Below are 15583 nucleotides of genomic sequence, written 5' to 3'. Positions count from 1 at the left end.
CTCATGTGGGGACTCCTGGGAGGTAGTCCCTCGCACTCCGCACCCGGCATGCCAGCCCGTGCCCCCGTGCTTTCAACGGGTTGGCCGTCCCCTACCGTCGCGAAACGTGGACGGGGCTCCCGCACCGGAGCCGGTCCGGCTCAGCCCTCCAGCAGCGCGGAGAGCAGCTTGCGCACCTCGGCGGGTCCGCTCACCCGGTAGCCCGCGCGCGTCTCCTTGTGGCCCGCGTGAATGGCGAGGCCGTCCTCGGGCAGCGCGGCGAAGAGGTCCTCGTCCGTGCGGTCATCTCCAATGGCCACCACCAATGTCCCGGGAGCCATGCCCTCTGTGACGCGGCCCACCACACGGCCCTTGTTCACCCCGCGCGCGCGTACCTCCACCACCATGTCTCCGGCCAGCACCTCCAGGGGGCCATGGGCGAACACCTCGCCAAGGTGCAGCCGCAGCTCGCGCGCCTGCCGTGCCCCGAGCACCCGGTCCACCTGCCGGTAGTGCCAGGCGAGCGACGCCGACTTCTCCTCCACGAGGGAGCCGGGCACGCGCGCGGCGAAGGCCTCCAGCACCGGGCGAACCAGGGGCTTCCACTCGGTGGACACCCCCTCCAGGGCCTTCCAGGACTCGCCGGGCGTGGGGCGCGACCACAGGCCGTGCTCGGCGTGCATTCCCACCTGAAGCCCCCCGAGCCACGCGTCCAGCGTCTCCGTGGGCCTTCCGCTGACGATGTGCACCCGGGTGTTGGGCCGGGTGGTGAGCCGCCGCAGCAACTCCCGCAATTCCTCGTCCGGCGCGGCCAGCTCCGGCCTCGCCGCGAAGGGCACCAGCGTGCCGTCGTAGTCGAGGAGGAGCAGCAGGTTCGGAGCCGCCCGCATGCGGACGAGCGCGGCCTCCGCCTGGGCTGGCTCCACATGCGCGGGCGGGGTGGGCACGGCCTCGAGCGTGTCCAGGAACGAGCGCACCCACCAGTGCACGTCGCACTCCTTCACCCGGGCCCGCAGGTTGCGCATGCGCGTACGCCGCTCCTCCTCCGACATCTCCAGCGCGGCCTGCAGCGCGTCCGCCATGCCCTCCACGTCGTAGGGGTTCACCATCACCGCGTCCCCCATCTCGTCCGCGGAGCCGGCGAACTCGCTGAGCACCAGCACACCATCCTCGTCCGGGCGCGCGGCGCAGAACTCCTTGGCCACCAGGTTCATCCCGTCGCGGATGGGGGTGACGAGCATCACGTCCGCGGCGCGGTAGAGGGCCGTGAGCTGCCGCTCGTTGAAGGAGCGGTAGAGGTAGTGCACGGGGACGTTGTGGACGCTGCCGTAGAGGCCGTTGATGCGCCCCACCAGCTCGTCCACCTTGTCGCGGTAGGTGGCGTAGTCCTCCACCGCGGTGCGGCTGGGGACGGCCACCTGGACGAAGCGCAACCGGCCGCGCCAGGAGGGCTCGCGCTCCAGCAACCGCTGCACCGCCAGCAGTCGCTGGGGAATGCCCTTGGTGTAGTCCAGCCGGTCCACGCCCATCAGCAGCCGCTGGCCCGTGCTGCGCTCCCGGTGCACGCGCACGTCCTCGAGCACCCCGGGGTCGTTGGCGAGGTTCTCGAAGGCCTGCGCGTCGATGCCCATGGGGAAGTCTCCCAGGCGCACCTGGCGCCCCCCGTAGGCGACCTGGTCCAGCACCGTCTCCAGCCCCAGCAGCTTCATGAGGCTGTTGGCGAAGTGGCGCACATACGTGTGCGTGTGGAAGCCGATGAGGTCCGCTCCCAACAGACCGCGTACCAGCTCGGCGCGGCGCGGCAGGGTGCGGAAGATCTCACTCGACGGGAAGGGGATGTGGTGGAAGTAGCCGATGCGGGCCTGGGGCAGCCGGGCGCGCAAGAGGGCCGGCACCAGCATCAACTGGTAGTCGTGCACCCAGATGGTGTCGCCGGGTTGGTAGTGGCGCACCACCAGGTCGGCGAAGCGCTCGTTCACCTTGCGGTAGACCTCCCAGTCGCGGTCCTGCCGGGGGATGCGCTCGATGAGGTAGTGACAGAGCGGCCAGAGGACGCGGTTGGAGTAGCCCTCGTAGTAGCGGCCGACTTCACCGGCACTCAGATAGAGGGGCACGCAGCGTTGCTCGGCGAGCTGGGCCTCCACCGACGCGCGCTGCGCCTGTGTGAGGCGCGAGACATCCCCGGGCCAGCCAATCCAGACGCCCCCCGAGCGCTCATGTGGGCCACGAAGGCCGGTGGCGAGCCCTCCGGCACTGCGAACCACGGAGACACCGTCCTTGTCCGCCTTGACGGTGACGGGGAGCCGATTGGAAACGAGCAGGAGTCTGGACATACGTCCCAGACGCTTAATCAGTCGCGCCTGGGATGGCCAACCCGGAAATGGGGGCCATGCTCTCTGGAGAACCTTCACCCGCGCGGCGTGTCCACCCGAGTCGATTCAGGAGCGCCGGATCACGGCTCGGCTTCCAGATGAAGGCGTCCAGCAGGTAGTGCGTGGCCTGTGGCAGCGCGAGCAGCGGCACCACGAGCACCAGCACATCCGCGGGCAGCACCAGCCCGCTCTCGCCGAAGAGGCTGGAGCGCTCGTGCCAGACGAGCCAGTCCCAGAGGAGTTCCTCCCCGAGGGCGAGCGCGAGCAGCCCTCCGAGGAAGCCCGGCAGCCCCAGGCGCACGAGGGGCGCGAGCCCGCCATAACCCCCCTCGGCGAGCCGGCCGCGCGCATAGCGGAAGAGGAGCGCGAAGTAGGGCACGCCGTGCAGGAGGACGTTCATCACCGTGAAGGCGAAGTCGCTCCGGGCGAGGACGATGCCCCCGTACCACGTCCCCCAGGTGGCGAGCACGAGCAGTACCTTGCCCACCTGGAGGCCCTCGCCCCGCACGAGGCGCACGCCCTGGAAGCCTCCCCACGCGACGAGCACGAGCCCATGGAGGACGAGTGCCACCGTCCCCACCCACCGCGGCAGCCCGGAGAGGAAGTCGTTCTCCACGAACCACCAGAAGGCGCGGGGGAGGTTGGCATGCCACCAGATGACGGGGCCGAGGGTCGCGGCGTAGATGGCGGCGGCATCGAGGACGCGCTCGGCACTGGAGACGCGGGCCTTGCGGCCGTAGAGGGACACCCAGCCGTACTGCTGGCGGACGAAGTGGAAGAGCGCGGCGTACGCGAAGAGGCGCCAGAACGTGCCAGGGGAGACGAGGTACGCGAGGACGCCCAGGAGGTACGCGACGAGTGGAGCGGCGACGTAGAGGCCCGGCCGGCGGCGCAGTTCCTCCCCGTCGAGGTAGGTACGGAACAGGGTGGACCAGACGTGGGCCACGTCGACGCAGACGACGAGCATCACCCATGCCCACAGGGGCGTGTCCCCCACGACGCCCAGCGCGGACGCGGCGAGCACGAGCACCACCGAGGCGAGCGCGCTGCCCGCGAAGACGGTGAGGTCCACGCCTCGGCCGAAGAGCCAGGCCTGGGAAGAAGCGAGGAGACGAGACATCACCCGGGAGGCTACCAGCCCACACCGTCCGCTCCCAGGGCAGGCAAGGGGACAGAACTTCCATCCCGCGCGGCCCGACGCGCCCACCACCTGACGCGGGCTGGCGGGAGGGCCCCGCGTGGCCCAACATCTCCCCGCCGATGCCTCCCGACCTGCCTCCGCCTCCCGCCCGCTTCCGCCGCCGGCTCCTCGCCGTGATGCTCGTCACGGGACTGGTGCCGCTCGTGCTGCTCGGCGTCTTCGCCCGGCAGGCCCTCCAGGAGCTGCTCTCCGTATCCCTCGCGCCCGTGGAGCAGGTGCTCGAGGACGTCTCCACCGAACTCGCCCGCGAGGGGCGCTCCCCGGCCGCGCTCGACGAGGCCCGCCTCAACCTCGCCCAGGCGGAGCTGGCCCGCCGCGCCCTCGCGCGCCGCACCCCCATGCTGCTGGCGGCCCTGCTGCTCGCCTCGACCGCCGTGCTCACCGCCGCCGCCGTGCTGCTCGGCCGCGCCCTCACCCGCCCCGTCTCCACCCTCACCCAGGGCATGTGGGCCTATGCCCGGGGAGACCTCTCCGTCCAGCTCCCCGCCCCCGACGCTCCCCGCGACGAGCTCCAGTTCCTCCTCGTCCAGTTCAACCGTATGGGCCGCGAGCTCGCCGCCCAGCGCGAGCACCTCAAGGCCGCCGAGCAGATAGCGGCGTGGCAGGACGTGGCCCGCGCGCTCGCCCACGAGCTGCGCAATCCCCTCACCGCGATGAAGCTCGCCCTGGCGCGGCTGTCGCGACCGGATGCGCCCCCGGACGCCACCCGCCTCGCCGAGTCCGTGGCCCTCCTCCAGGAGGAGGTGGAGCTGCTCATGCGCATGACGCGGAGCTTCTCCGACTTCGCCCGCCTGCCCGCGCCGCGCTTCCAGCCCGTGGCCCTGCGCCCCCTGCTCTCCGAGGTATGCGCCCTCTACCAGGGCACCTCGTCCGTCCCCGTGGAACTGCAACCCGGCCCCGAGCCCACCCTGACCGCCGACCCGGACGGGCTGCGCCGCCTCTTCGGCAACCTCCTCAAGAACGCCACCGAGGCCTCCGCGCCCGCGTCCGCCCCGGTGCGTATCTCCGTCGAGGCCCTCCCCTCCTCCATCCGCGTCGCCATCCGCGACGGCGGCAGCGGCATCGCCAGCGTGCTCGAGGGCCCCGCCCTCACCCGAGGACTCTTCAGCACCAAGCCGGGCGGCAGCGGGTTGGGGCTCCCCATCGCCCAGAAAATCACCCACGAGCATGGCGGCAGCCTGCGCCTGGAGCCCGTGCCCGGTGGCGGCACGCTCGCGCTCGTGGAATTGCCCCGCCTTGTCGACTGACCCACGCTCATTTATTTAATGACCAGTACCTCGCGGCCCTCCGCGCGCTGCCCACGGTGAGCGCGCCCGCGACGGGAGCGGCCGGACGGGAGTAGCCCTGCCTTCCCGCTCGCCCTGTTTTCGGAGACGGGCGCGAGGCCCATGGTTAGGAGCCAGGGCCCCGCAGCAGGGGTCCTGCCGTTGCCCAGGAGTGAGCCCGTGTTCCGACTCGAGAGCGACCGAGCACTCATCCAGTCCTTCCGGCCACACGACCGCCGGGTCATCGAAATGCCCGCGGGCGTCACCTTCCCGCTTTTCGTGCGCGACTACCTGGTGTGGACGGAGACGTCCAATGCGCGCGTGTACCTCGTCTTCGGCATTCCGGGCAGCTACAAGCCGATGGGCATCATCTTCCGGCGCGATCAGAGCGGCGGCGATCTGATTACCCAGATGTGTGAGTGGTGCCACACCTCGGGGCCCTCGAGCCAGGTGGGCATGCTCACCGTGGATGTGAACTCGAAGCGCCGCGTGGGCGTGAGCCTGTGCTTGGACCTGCACTGCAAGGACAGGCTCGAGGAGATCGCCAACCGCTCCGGCCGCCAACCCCGCGACTTCCTCACGTCGCTCCAGGAGCGCATGTACCGCTTCGCGCACCAGGCGCTCGGCGTGGAGGCGCAGCCCTCGCTGTAGCCGCGCCTACGTCACTCCGCCCGCTCGATGCGGCCGTCGGGATGCCGTGCGAACCGCCCCTCCTCCCGCGCATGCACCGGGCCATTGCTCGGCCAGGGCCAGCCACCGAACTCCGTGCGCTGATAGTCCTGGAAGGCCTGCTGGATCTCCGCAGGAGAGTTCATGACGAACGGGCCGTACTGCACGACGGGCTCTCCAATCGGCCGCCCCTGCAAGAGGAGCAGCTCGCCCTCGTCCGGGCCATTGACGAGCGTCACGTCCAGCTCGGCGCGGAGCTGGACCGCGGAGGAGCGGGGGATGGGACGGTTGCCGATGCGAAGGGAGCTACCCGCGAAGAAATAGAGCGCGCGGTTCACCCCGCGCTCCGTGCGCGGGAGTATCCACTCCGCCCCGGGCGCCATCTTGAGGGTCCAGATGGCCACCTCCGAGTCGGGCCGCGCCGCCCAGGACTTCGGCGGCGGCGGGGGTGCTTGCAATTGAGCGAGCCGCCCGGCCACGACATTCACCTCGGTCAACCGTCCAGCCGAGTCGCGCGTGCTGTACTTGGGAATGGCCTTGTTCCAGAACATCGAGAAGTGGGGCTCCACGAGCTTGTTCGCTCTCGGCAGGTTGAGCCAGATCTGGAACAGCTCGAGCGGGTTGGGACCCTTCCGGTCGACCAACGGGAACATCTCGGAATGGACGACGCCCTTGCCGGCCGTGAGCCACTGGACGTCTCCATGTCCGAAACGGGCAATCGCCCCCAGGGAGTCCGAATGGTCGATGAGCCCACGGCGCACGATCGTCACCGTCTCGAAGCCACGATGCGGGTGATGGGGAAACCCAGGCACCACGTCGCCGTGGTACATGCGCCAGCCATCCTTCCCTTCGAAGTCCTGCCCGATGTCCCGGCCCGAGAGGGAGGCGGCGGGACCCATCCGCTCGTCCCCCGCCGGATAGGCGTCGTCATGGTGGACGCAGAAGAGGAACGGGTCGAAGGTCTTCCACGGAAAGCCCAGGGGGTTCACGCTCAGCACGGCGTCGTCGCTCATGAGTCCTCCCTCTAATCGGTGACGCGGGATTTTTCACGCAACCCGATGCGCTACGCTGGGCCCGTGGAATCCGCCCTCCCCGCCCCTCGTCCCCTGGCTCCCGGCCCGCGCATCCTCCTCGTGGACGACGACCCCGGCGTCCTCAAGGGCCTGCGGGGCCTGCTCTCCGACGAGGGCTTCTCCCCGGTGGAGGCCCGCTCGGCCGCCGAGGCCCTGCGCCTGCTCGACGCGCCCCACCCGCCGCCGGCGCTGATGGTGCTGGACCTGCGCATGCCCGGGGAGACGGGCCTGGAGTTGCTCGCTCGGCTGCCCAGACCCCTGCCTGTCCCCGTGGTGGTGCTCTCCGGTGAGGCCTCGCCCGCCGAGGCCGTGCAGGCCCTGAGGCTGGGTGCCATCGACTTCGTGGAGAAGCCGCCCTCCCCCGAGCGCCTCCTCACGGCGCTGCGCAACGCGCTCGCCCTCAGCGAGTTGCGCGAGGAGCAGCAGCGGCTCCAGGAGGAGCTGGCCCGCCCCGGCCACCTCGTGGGGGACAGCCCGTCCATGGAGGCCCTGCGCAAGCTCATCGCCCGCGTGGGCCCGAGCGACACGGCCATCCTCATCACCGGCGAGACGGGCACGGGCAAGGAGCGCGTGGCGCGGGCGCTCCACCTCGCCTCGGGGCGCAAGGGGCGGCTGGTCGCGGTCAACTGCGCCGCCATCCCCTCCACGCTGCTGGAGAGCGAGCTGTTCGGCCACGAGCGCGGGGCCTTCTCGGGCGCCAACGCGCGGCGGCTCGGCCGCATCGAGCAGGCCCACGGCGGCACGCTGTTCCTCGACGAGCTGGGCGACATGCCGCTGGAGCTCCAGGCCAAGCTGCTGCGCGTGCTGGAGACGAAGGAGGTGGAGCGCCTCGGAGGGAGCCTGCCCGTCCCCGTGAATGTGCGCATCCTGGCCGCCACGCATCGAGACCTCACGCGCGCGGTGCAGGAGGGGCGCTTCCGGCAGGACCTGTATTTCCGCCTCAACGTGCTCCCCCTCACCCTGCCCCCGCTGCGCGAGCGGCCCGAGGACATCCTCCCGCTGGCCCGGGCCTTCGCGGCGGAGCTGGCCGGGCCACACGTGCCGCTGGTGCTGGCTCCCGGCGCGGAGGAAGCGCTGCGGGCCTGGCCGTGGCCCGGCAACGTGCGCGAGCTGCGCAACTTCATCGAGCGGCAGAACCTGCTGCGCGGCGACGGCCCGCTCACCCTCACGCCCGAGTCCCTCGCCGGCCCCACGATCCTCGCCGCGAAGCCCGAGCGCCTGGGGCTGGGCCAGAAGAGCTACCGCGAGCACGTGGACGACTTCGAGCGCACGCTCATCAAGGCCGCGCTGGAGGAGGGAGGCAGCATCGCCGGGGCCGCGCGCCTGCTCCAGGTGGACCGGGGCAACCTCTACCGCCGCGTGAAGACGCTCGGCATCCCGGTGCCCTGAGGCCTTCCCGATGTCATCCGCACATCCCCCCGCGACATCGGGATGTGGGGATGACATCCTCGCCGCGAATCAAGCTCCGTGTTTTCGCGCACTTACCGCGCCAAGGGACCTGGAACGCTCCGTGCTCCTTCCGTCTCGCATGAACCGCATCGCACTGCTGCTCTGCTTCTTCTCCCTCGCGGCGGGTGCCCAGGAAGCGCCCGACGCGGGCACGACGCCGCCCTCGGCCACCGCTCCCCAGGAGCCTCCCGCCCCGCCCTCGCGAGACGAGGATCCCTGCCTCTCCGAGGATGACGACGCGGGCGACTCCGAGGTGCTCGGTGCGCTGCGGCTGAGCATCGCCGGGGAGACGCGCGCGCTGGCGGACGTGGAGCTCAAGGGCCTCGAGCGGCTCTCCGAACAGCAGGTGCGCGCCCTGGCGCGGATTCCCGCCCGGGGTCCGCTCACCCCCGAGAAGGCGGCGGTCCTCCTCAAGCGACTGGCGCGCACGGGGCTGTTCGTGAAGGTGACGCCCACGGTGCGGCTCGCGGAGGACTCCACCCCGACGCTGGTGGTGACCGTGGAGGAGCAGCCCTACGTCACGAGCGTGGACATCCAGGGGGTGCAGGCCGACGAGCTGCGGGACGTGCGGGAGGACATGTTCCGGCTCCCCCCCTACTCCACGGACGACGAGGACGAGGACGACGCCACGGTGACGCACCTGCGCATCGAGACGGAGAGCGGCAAGGTGGAGATCACCGCCACCCGCGGCAAGGATTGCCCGGCCCCGCATCCGCCGAGGGAGTTGCTGGCGCACTTCGAGAAGGGCACGTTCCACCCGGGCTTCGTGTGGCGGGGCCTGCCCGCGGCGCTGGAGCGCGCCATGGACGAGCTCCAGCTCGAGGGCTACCCGCTCGCGAACCTCGACGCCACGCTGGCACCGGACGGACGCCTGGAGGTGCGGGTGGACGAGGGACGGGTGGAGGCGGTGGAGGTGCGTGGCGTGGACGAGCACGTGGCCCGGCAGGTGCGAGAGGTGCTCGGCATCCGGCCCGGAGACGTCCTGCTGCGCAGCGATCTGCGCCGCGCGGCGAGGCGGGTGGAGGCGGAGATGCCCTTCCTCTCGCTGTGGGACGTGGAGACGCTGCCCGCGCCGGCCATGCGCTTCGTGGAGGAGCGAGATCCGAGCGGCGCGCGGCACTACCGGCCGGTGGCGGCGGAGAAGCGGAGCAAGAAGCGGAAGAAGAGCGGAGAGGAGGACCTCGAGCTGTCCTTGGAGAAGCTGGCGGAGGACTGGGACCGCGAGCCCGACAACGCCATCACCACCGAGGGCCGGCGCGTGGTGGTGTACGTGCGCCCGCGCGGTCCCTCCTTCGACGTGGACCTCATCCCCATGCACACGCAGGTGACGGGCTTCGCCCCGGGCCTGTCCACCTCGCTCAAGCTGTGGGACTTGCGCAACCGGGCGCACCTGATGCTGGACGGGGCCCTGACCATCCCCCTGCGGTGGGGCGGCCAGCGGATTGCGGAGGACCCGGAGCAGACGCGGCTCCAGCGGCGCCTCAACTGGCTGGTGGGGACGCGGGTGCAGGTACCGGTGCTGCGCCTCGCGGAGCTGGGCGTGCAGCTCTACGACTTCACGGACACCTTCGACCGGTGGCGGATGGGGGCGATCGACTCGTTCCTCTACTCCGCCCTCCTCAACCGCCCGGATGCGGAGTACTTCCGGCGCAGCGGGTACTCGGCCTTCGCCACCTGGCGCTTCGGGACGAAGTGGCTCGCCGGGGCGGAGTACCGGCGGGACTCGTACGAGTCGCTGGTGAGCTTCACCCCGCCCTTCTCCCTCTTCCGGCGCGACTCGGCCCCCTTCCCCAACCCGGAGGTGGACGAGGGGAAGATGACGTCCCTGGTGGGCCGGGTGGAGTACGCGAGCGACGCGGTGCGGGCCGAGGGGGTGGGCTCGCTCTTCCGCTCTCCCGAGCTGTCGCTGCTCCAGCACGACTGGGCGTGGCCGAAGAAGTCGGCGCTGCGCAGCCTGCTGACGGTGGAGGTGGGCAGCCCCGAGCTGGGGGGAGACGCCCGATTCCGCTTCTGGAAGGTGGTGAGCGACAGCGTGCTGCACGTGAACACCGGCCGCGATGACGGCCTGCGGCTGCGGGTGCGCGTGGCGGGCGGCACGGACCTGCCAGCGCAGAAGCAGGAGGCGCTGGGCGGGTGGAGCGCGCTGCGCGGCTACGCCTTCAAGGAGTTCCGCGGCGACGCCTCACTGCTGGCGAGCGCGGAGTACCGGCGGAGCCTCCTGGGCGCCTTCGCGGACGTGGGCACGGTGCACCGGGGCGAGGCGGGCTGGATGGACCCCAGGCTGGGCGTGGGTGCGCTGCTGTACCTGGGCGACTCGGTGCGCTTCACGATGGCGTGGCGCACGGACGAGCGGGCGTCCCTCGTCCCCGAGGCGCGGCTGCTCTTCGTCCGGACCTTCTGAGGAACCATGAGGGGACCCGGCACGAGGGCGCGGAGGAGGCTCGGTGCGGTGCTGGTGGCCGCGCTGGGGCTGCTCGCGCCCCGCGCCCGGGCCGAGGAGTCACCCCGCGCGACATGCTCGGCGACGCGACTGGGGCGGCGCGTGGTGGTGCGGCCCGAGGCGCTCGCGCTGGTGGCGCCCGAGTTGGAGCGGCTGATGCGGCTGGGGCTCGCGGGCCGGCTGGAGCTGGAGCTGACGCTGCTGCGGCGCCGGCCGCTGTGGTTCTCCGAGCGCGTGGAGGCCACGCGCCTGACCCAGGTGCTGGGCTACTCGAGGACGGAGGGTTGGGCGCTGGATGGAAGGCCGCTGGGGGCGGGGCCAGGGACGCTGGAGCTGGAGCGGGTAGCGTGGGTGCTGGAGGAGGAGCCGGAGGAGGGAGAGACCTTCGTCGTGGAGGTGGGAGTCCAACTCCAGGTGGTGACGCCGACGAGCCTGGGGAAGGTGGCCACGTGGCTCACCCAGGGGGAGAAGACGGAGGCGGAGCGCTCGGCCCTGACGCGAGGCCTGCTGCGCACGGTGGCGGAGGACCTGACGCGCGGGGCCGAGGGCCGCTGCTCCGTCCAGTCCCTGTAGAGGGCGGACACTATGTCTTCTGGAGCTCTGCCTTCAGGCCACTGATGATGGACTCCAACTCATAATGGATGTCATGGATGGCGGCCTGGACCCTGGCCGCGTCTTTGTCATTCGCGGCCAGCAACGTCCTCCCCCGATGCAGGGCGTCCCGGAGAGCGTAGGCGTGCAACAGCTCCGTGGTGGTCTTGATTTTGTGGTAATAAAAATCAAAATCCTCCTGATTGCCGGCCTCGAGCACCTTTCGGAAGATGTCTTTGTATTCTTCGTGGGTGGTGATGGCGATGGTGCTCAACTCGTGGAGGGCCTGCGAGTCCTCCCCCGCCAGTTCCCTGAGTTCCTCCAGGCTGAAGCGCGGCACGGGTGTGGCTGAATCCAGCGAGGCCCGCGCCCCCGCCCCGTCCCCCGACGAGGGGCGCTCCACCGGGCCCGGGAGTTGCCGGGAGCCATGCAAGGCGAGCTTCGTGAAGAGGGCCTCCGGCTTGAAGGGCTTGCCGATGAAGTCCGTGAAGCCAGCGGAGTCCAGCCGCTCATCCAGGCCAATCTTGTTCGAGGCCGTCAAGGCGATGATGGGCAACCGCCGGAAGCCGTCTCCGGGAAGGTCGCGAATGGCCTGGGTGGCCGCGTAGCCATCCAGCTCCGGCATCTGCAAATCCATCAACACCAGGTCGTAGCGCTCCCCCATCACCTTCTGGAGGGCCTGCTGCCCCGTCCCCACCACCTCGAAGTGAACGCTCCACTTGCGCAGGAACTGCGAGAGCACGAACACATTGACGGCATTGTCCTCCGCCACCAGGACTTTCAGCCCTCGGAGGGTCTGCGCATCCGGAACGCTCTCCGCCGGACCAGGGCCCGCTTCGGCCTCCCGGCCGATCTTCAGGCGCAGGTTGAAGGAAAAGCACGTGCCCACTCCCGGCGTGCTCTCCACGGCCATCTTGCTGCCATACAGCTCCAGCAGCTTCTGACTGATGGTGAGGCCGAGGCCCGTGCCTCCGTATTTCAAATGGATGTCGTAGCTGGCCTGCGTGAACTCCTCGAAGACCTGAGACAGGCGGTCCCGGGGAATTCCAATGCCCGTATCGGTGACACGGAAGTCGATGGAAGCCGCCTCTCCGGACAGCTCCCGGACCCGCAGCGCCACCGTCACACCACCCCGTTCGGTGAACTTGATGGCGTTGCTCACCAGATTGGTGAGCACCTGCCCGATCTTGATCGGATCCCCGCGGAGGTAGCCCGGTACCAGCTCGTCGATGTCCATCCGGACGTCGAGGTTCTTCTCCTCGGCCTTGACGTTGAGCCCGTAGAGGACCCGAGACACCAGCTCGCGGATGTCGAAGCTTCGCGCCTCCAGCGTCACCTTGCCCGCTTCGATCTTGCTGAAATCCAGGACGTCGTTGAGCAGGTTCAGCAGATTCTCGGACGAGGACTTCAACAAGTGGACGTACTTGTGCTGCTCGGGCGAGAGCGTGGTGTCCTTCAACAGGCTGGAGATCCCGATGATGGCATTCATCGGCGTGCGGATCTCATGGCTGATCGTCGACAGGAAATCCGCTTTGGCCTTGGCGGCCTGCTCGGCCTTCTTGCGCGCCAGCACCAGCTCCTGCTCGTAGCGCTTGCGGTCGGAGATGTTGAAGAGGGTGGTCCGGTTCAGGAGGGGCTTGCCAGCCGCATCCCTCTTCTGAACGGTATTCAGCAGGACCGGCAGCAGGTGACCGTCCTTGTGTACCAGGTCGAAGTTGATCTCATTGACCGCCCCCTGCATCCGCAGGAGGGGGGCGTAGTGCGTCTCGTAAAAGATCTTCCCACCGACGACCAACAGGTCCTGCAGCCGCTTGCCAGCAAGGAGCTCTTCCCGCCGATAGCCCATCCAGTTCAGGAAGGTCTGGTTGACCTTGACGATGGTGCCGTTGGGAAGCGTGTAGATGTACCCACAGGGCGCGTTCTCGTAGAGATCCTCGGCGCTCTCGTGGAACAGCCTCTGATAGACATCACCCTGCGTATCTGAATGGTTTTCCACGGTCCTACCAGCGACTACAAAAAGGTTTTCATGGCGGCGATGGTCTCTTCCGGCGCACTCAAGTGAGGACAGTGCCCGGTGGCCTCCAGCACCACCAGGTGGCTGTCGGCCATCTGTCCATGCAGGTATTGACCCACGGGCAGCGGGGCGATCACATCCTCGGAGCACTGGAGGAGCAGCGACCGGGTCTTCAGCCTGGGCAGGTCGGCCCGGTTGTCGGAGAGAAACGTGACGCGCGCGAAGTGCTTCGCGATCTCCGGGTCGGTGCGGCAGAAGCTGTTGGTCAGCTCCTCGCCCAGCTCCGGGCGGTCCGGGTTGCCCATGATGACCGGCGCCATCGTGCTGGACCAGCCCAGGTAATTGCTGTCGAGTGACTCGAGCAGGCCCTCGATGTCCTTCCGGGTGAACCCGCCCACGTAGTCGCCCTCGTTGATGTAACAGGGCGAGGGGCCAATCAAGATCAGCTTCTCGAAGCGCTTCGGCTCCTCGAGGGCGGCCAGGACGCCGATCATGGCACTCACCGAGTGCCCCACGAAGATGACCTCCGTCAGGGCCAGCTCGCGGCAGATCTCCAGCACATCGGTCGCATACCCTTTCAGGGAGCTGTATTTGACGTGACTGTAGGCGGAGGCATCGGACTGCCCGGCCCCGACATGGTCGAAGAGCACGAGCTTGTACTCGTCCCGGAAGGCGGGGGTGATGAGCCGCCACATGTTCTGGTCGCAGCCATAGCCATGAGCGAAGAGCATGGCCTTGCCGCCGTTACCCAGAACCTTGACGTTGTTTCTCCCGAGGGCGCTCATGTGCACGAAATTCCACCATCAGGCTTATTAATGAATTATTAATTAAAGCGTTATTAATACCTGAATTTCTGGGAAAAGATATGGACCCCACGGCCCATGGCCAGCAGGCAGTCAGGCCAGCGACAGAGCAGCCTGCACAAACCCGGTACTCCAGTTGAATCCCTGACAATGCTCAGAGCCAGCTTGGCGCGGAGCGGCCCAGGCCCTTCAGTACCTTCTCCGCCGCCCTCACCCCGAACCAGTTGGCCTCCTCGAAGAGGGCCATGCCCCCCAGGTCCGAGTGGGCGAAGTGCAGCGCGTCCCCCAGACTCTCCTGGGCCGCGAAGCGCGCTGGGCCCCACATGAAGCCCGGGCCGGGACGCACCATGGCGTGCCCCCAGCGCATCACCTCCAGGCGCCGGGCCTGCTCGGCGATCCCCGGGTGCGCGGCCAGCATGTCCGCCATCACCAGCCCCTCCCACTCGGAATAGCCGCCGGAGAGCACCTTCTGGCGCTCGGCCTTCGCATCCAGCCCGGCCAGGGGCAGGTACCAGGTGAGCACCGTGGGCCCGCGCTCGTCCATGCGCGGCGCCTGGTGCGTGGCCACCACGTAGCCCAGGCTGCGGCTCTCGTAGAAGACGTTGTCCCACGCCAGCGGGAAGCCCCGGGAATGTGGCAGCTCCGAGAGCGTCAGGTTGGCCACCACCCAGGGCCCGTACTGGAAGGCGCCCACCCACTCGGGGCGCTTCTCCCGCCAGGGCGCCACCACGTGCGCCGCCACGAAGCGCGGGCAGGCCAGCACCACCTGCCTCGCCCGGAAGGCCCGGGGCCGCCCCGTCCCCGCCTCCACCGCGTCCACCCGGCAGCCGCCCTCCCCGGGCTCCACCGTGTGCACCAGCACGTTGCGCTCCACCTGCCCCGCCGGCAGCGCGGACAGCAGGTGCCCTACCAGCCGCCCGTTGCCCTCGGGCCAGCTCAAGAAGCCCTCGCTGCGCTCACCCTTCCCGTCCTGCCGCGCGGCGAAGTACCAGATGCCCGCCCACGCCGAGACGCCCTCGGCCGTGGTGCCGTAGTCGTCCCGGCACGCGTAATCCACCAGCCAGCGCAGCCTCGGCGAGCGGAAGCCCTCCGCATCCAGCCACCGCGCCATGCTCACCTTGTCGAGCGCCGTCCACTCCACGTCGTCGCTGGAGAGGGCCGTGGGCACCGCGAAGGCCTTGCGCCCCTTCGCGTCCCGTGCCGCCCCGAAGGCATTCATCCTCGCCTCGAAGCGCGCCAGCTCCTCCAGGTCCGCGGGGCTCGCTCCCGCGCGCAGGTACAGGCCCTCGTACCACTCACCCTTGTAGAAGACGCGCTCCTCGGGCTCTCGGATGAGCAGCTCCTCGGCGAAGGTGGGGTAGCCCTCCGCGTCCACGCCCGTCACCGCGTCCAGCTCGCGCAGCAGCCGCATCACCGGCCCGGCATCCACCAGCGGGGCCGGCAGGTAGTGCGCGCCCCACGGGTACGCGGACACCTCGTTGCGCCCCGAGCGCGACGTGCCGCCCGGCTCCGCCTCCAGCTCCACCACCCGCACGTCCTTCACGCCCGCGGCCGCCAGCCGCCACGCCGCGCTCAAGCCCGCCACCCCCGCGCCCACCACCAGCACGTCCACCGGTTGGGCTTCCGCCGCGCGTGGCAGGGGGCCGCCTCGCAGCTTGTGCCCCACGTCCACCGCCCGATCCACGAGGGCTCCGGGCACCGGCTCTCGCGGACGCTCCCGCCGACAC

Annotated in this window: 11 protein-coding genes; 5 read left to right on the top strand and 6 right to left on the bottom strand. The window is 69.8% G+C overall.

The window, feature by feature from the left end; all coding sequences use genetic code 11:
* Window positions 1-140: 140 nt before the first annotated feature.
* Both VF794_RS22485 and VF794_RS22480 read right to left on the bottom strand, forming a co-directional pair.
* The gene (locus VF794_RS22485) at window positions 141-2312 is read right to left on the bottom strand and encodes a bifunctional alpha,alpha-trehalose-phosphate synthase (UDP-forming)/trehalose-phosphatase (RefSeq protein ID WP_331113662.1); all 2172 of its coding nucleotides are present in this window, start codon (window positions 2310-2312) and stop codon (window positions 141-143) included.
* A 13-nt stretch (window positions 2313-2325) separates the two neighbouring features.
* Entirely contained in the window at window positions 2326-3471 is a 1146-nt protein-coding gene (locus VF794_RS22480; RefSeq protein ID WP_331113660.1) for a hypothetical protein, read from the bottom strand.
* 140 nt (window positions 3472-3611) lie between these two features.
* On the opposite strand from VF794_RS22480, the gene VF794_RS22475 reads away from it, so the two are divergent.
* Both VF794_RS22475 and VF794_RS22470 read left to right on the top strand, forming a co-directional pair.
* Entirely contained in the window at window positions 3612-4799 is a 1188-nt protein-coding gene (locus tag VF794_RS22475; protein WP_331113658.1) for a sensor histidine kinase, read from the top strand.
* A gap of 198 nt (window positions 4800-4997) precedes the next feature.
* Complete coding sequence (locus VF794_RS22470; RefSeq protein WP_331113656.1) at window positions 4998-5468, top strand: FBP domain-containing protein; 471 nt, start codon at window positions 4998-5000, stop codon at window positions 5466-5468.
* An 11-nt stretch (window positions 5469-5479) separates the two neighbouring features.
* Here VF794_RS22470 and VF794_RS22465 read toward each other — a convergent pair whose 3' ends face one another.
* Window positions 5480-6499 carry a pirin family protein gene (locus VF794_RS22465; RefSeq protein WP_331113654.1) on the bottom strand — a complete coding sequence of 340 codons (1020 nt, stop codon included), beginning with the start codon at window positions 6497-6499 and terminating at the stop codon, window positions 5480-5482.
* A gap of 63 nt (window positions 6500-6562) precedes the next feature.
* Between VF794_RS22465 and VF794_RS22460 the strand changes: the two genes are divergently transcribed.
* From VF794_RS22460 to VF794_RS22450, 3 genes are all read left to right on the top strand, one after another.
* Window positions 6563-7948, top strand: a complete 1386-nt coding sequence (locus VF794_RS22460; RefSeq protein WP_331113652.1) for a sigma-54 dependent transcriptional regulator — start codon at window positions 6563-6565, stop codon at window positions 7946-7948.
* Between the two features lie 121 nt (window positions 7949-8069).
* Window positions 8070-10409 carry a hypothetical protein gene (locus VF794_RS22455; RefSeq protein WP_331113650.1) on the top strand — a complete coding sequence of 780 codons (2340 nt, stop codon included), beginning with the start codon at window positions 8070-8072 and terminating at the stop codon, window positions 10407-10409.
* Window positions 10410-10415: 6 nt separating this feature from the next.
* Complete coding sequence (locus VF794_RS22450; RefSeq protein ID WP_331113648.1) at window positions 10416-11021, top strand: hypothetical protein; 606 nt, start codon at window positions 10416-10418, stop codon at window positions 11019-11021.
* Window positions 11022-11031: 10 nt separating this feature from the next.
* On the opposite strand, the gene VF794_RS22445 is transcribed toward VF794_RS22450, so the two are convergent.
* The 3 genes from VF794_RS22445 to VF794_RS22435 form a co-directional block, all read right to left on the bottom strand.
* Window positions 11032-13035 carry an ATP-binding protein gene (locus tag VF794_RS22445; protein WP_331113646.1) on the bottom strand — a complete coding sequence of 668 codons (2004 nt, stop codon included), beginning with the start codon at window positions 13033-13035 and terminating at the stop codon, window positions 11032-11034.
* Between the two features lie 14 nt (window positions 13036-13049).
* A complete protein-coding gene (locus VF794_RS22440) occupies window positions 13050-13838 on the bottom strand; it encodes an alpha/beta hydrolase (RefSeq protein ID WP_331113643.1) in 789 nt (262 codons plus the stop codon).
* A gap of 172 nt (window positions 13839-14010) precedes the next feature.
* On the bottom strand, window positions 14011-15583 hold a 1573-nt coding region (locus VF794_RS22435), incomplete at its 5' end, for an FAD-dependent oxidoreductase (RefSeq protein ID WP_331113642.1).

The sequence above is a fragment of the Archangium sp. genome (assembly GCF_036389735.1).
In the GTDB taxonomy this organism is placed as follows: Bacteria; Myxococcota; Myxococcia; order Myxococcales; family Myxococcaceae; genus Archangium.
Note: the sequence above shows the minus strand (reverse complement) of the source record. Positions and strands in the feature narration are given on the sequence as shown.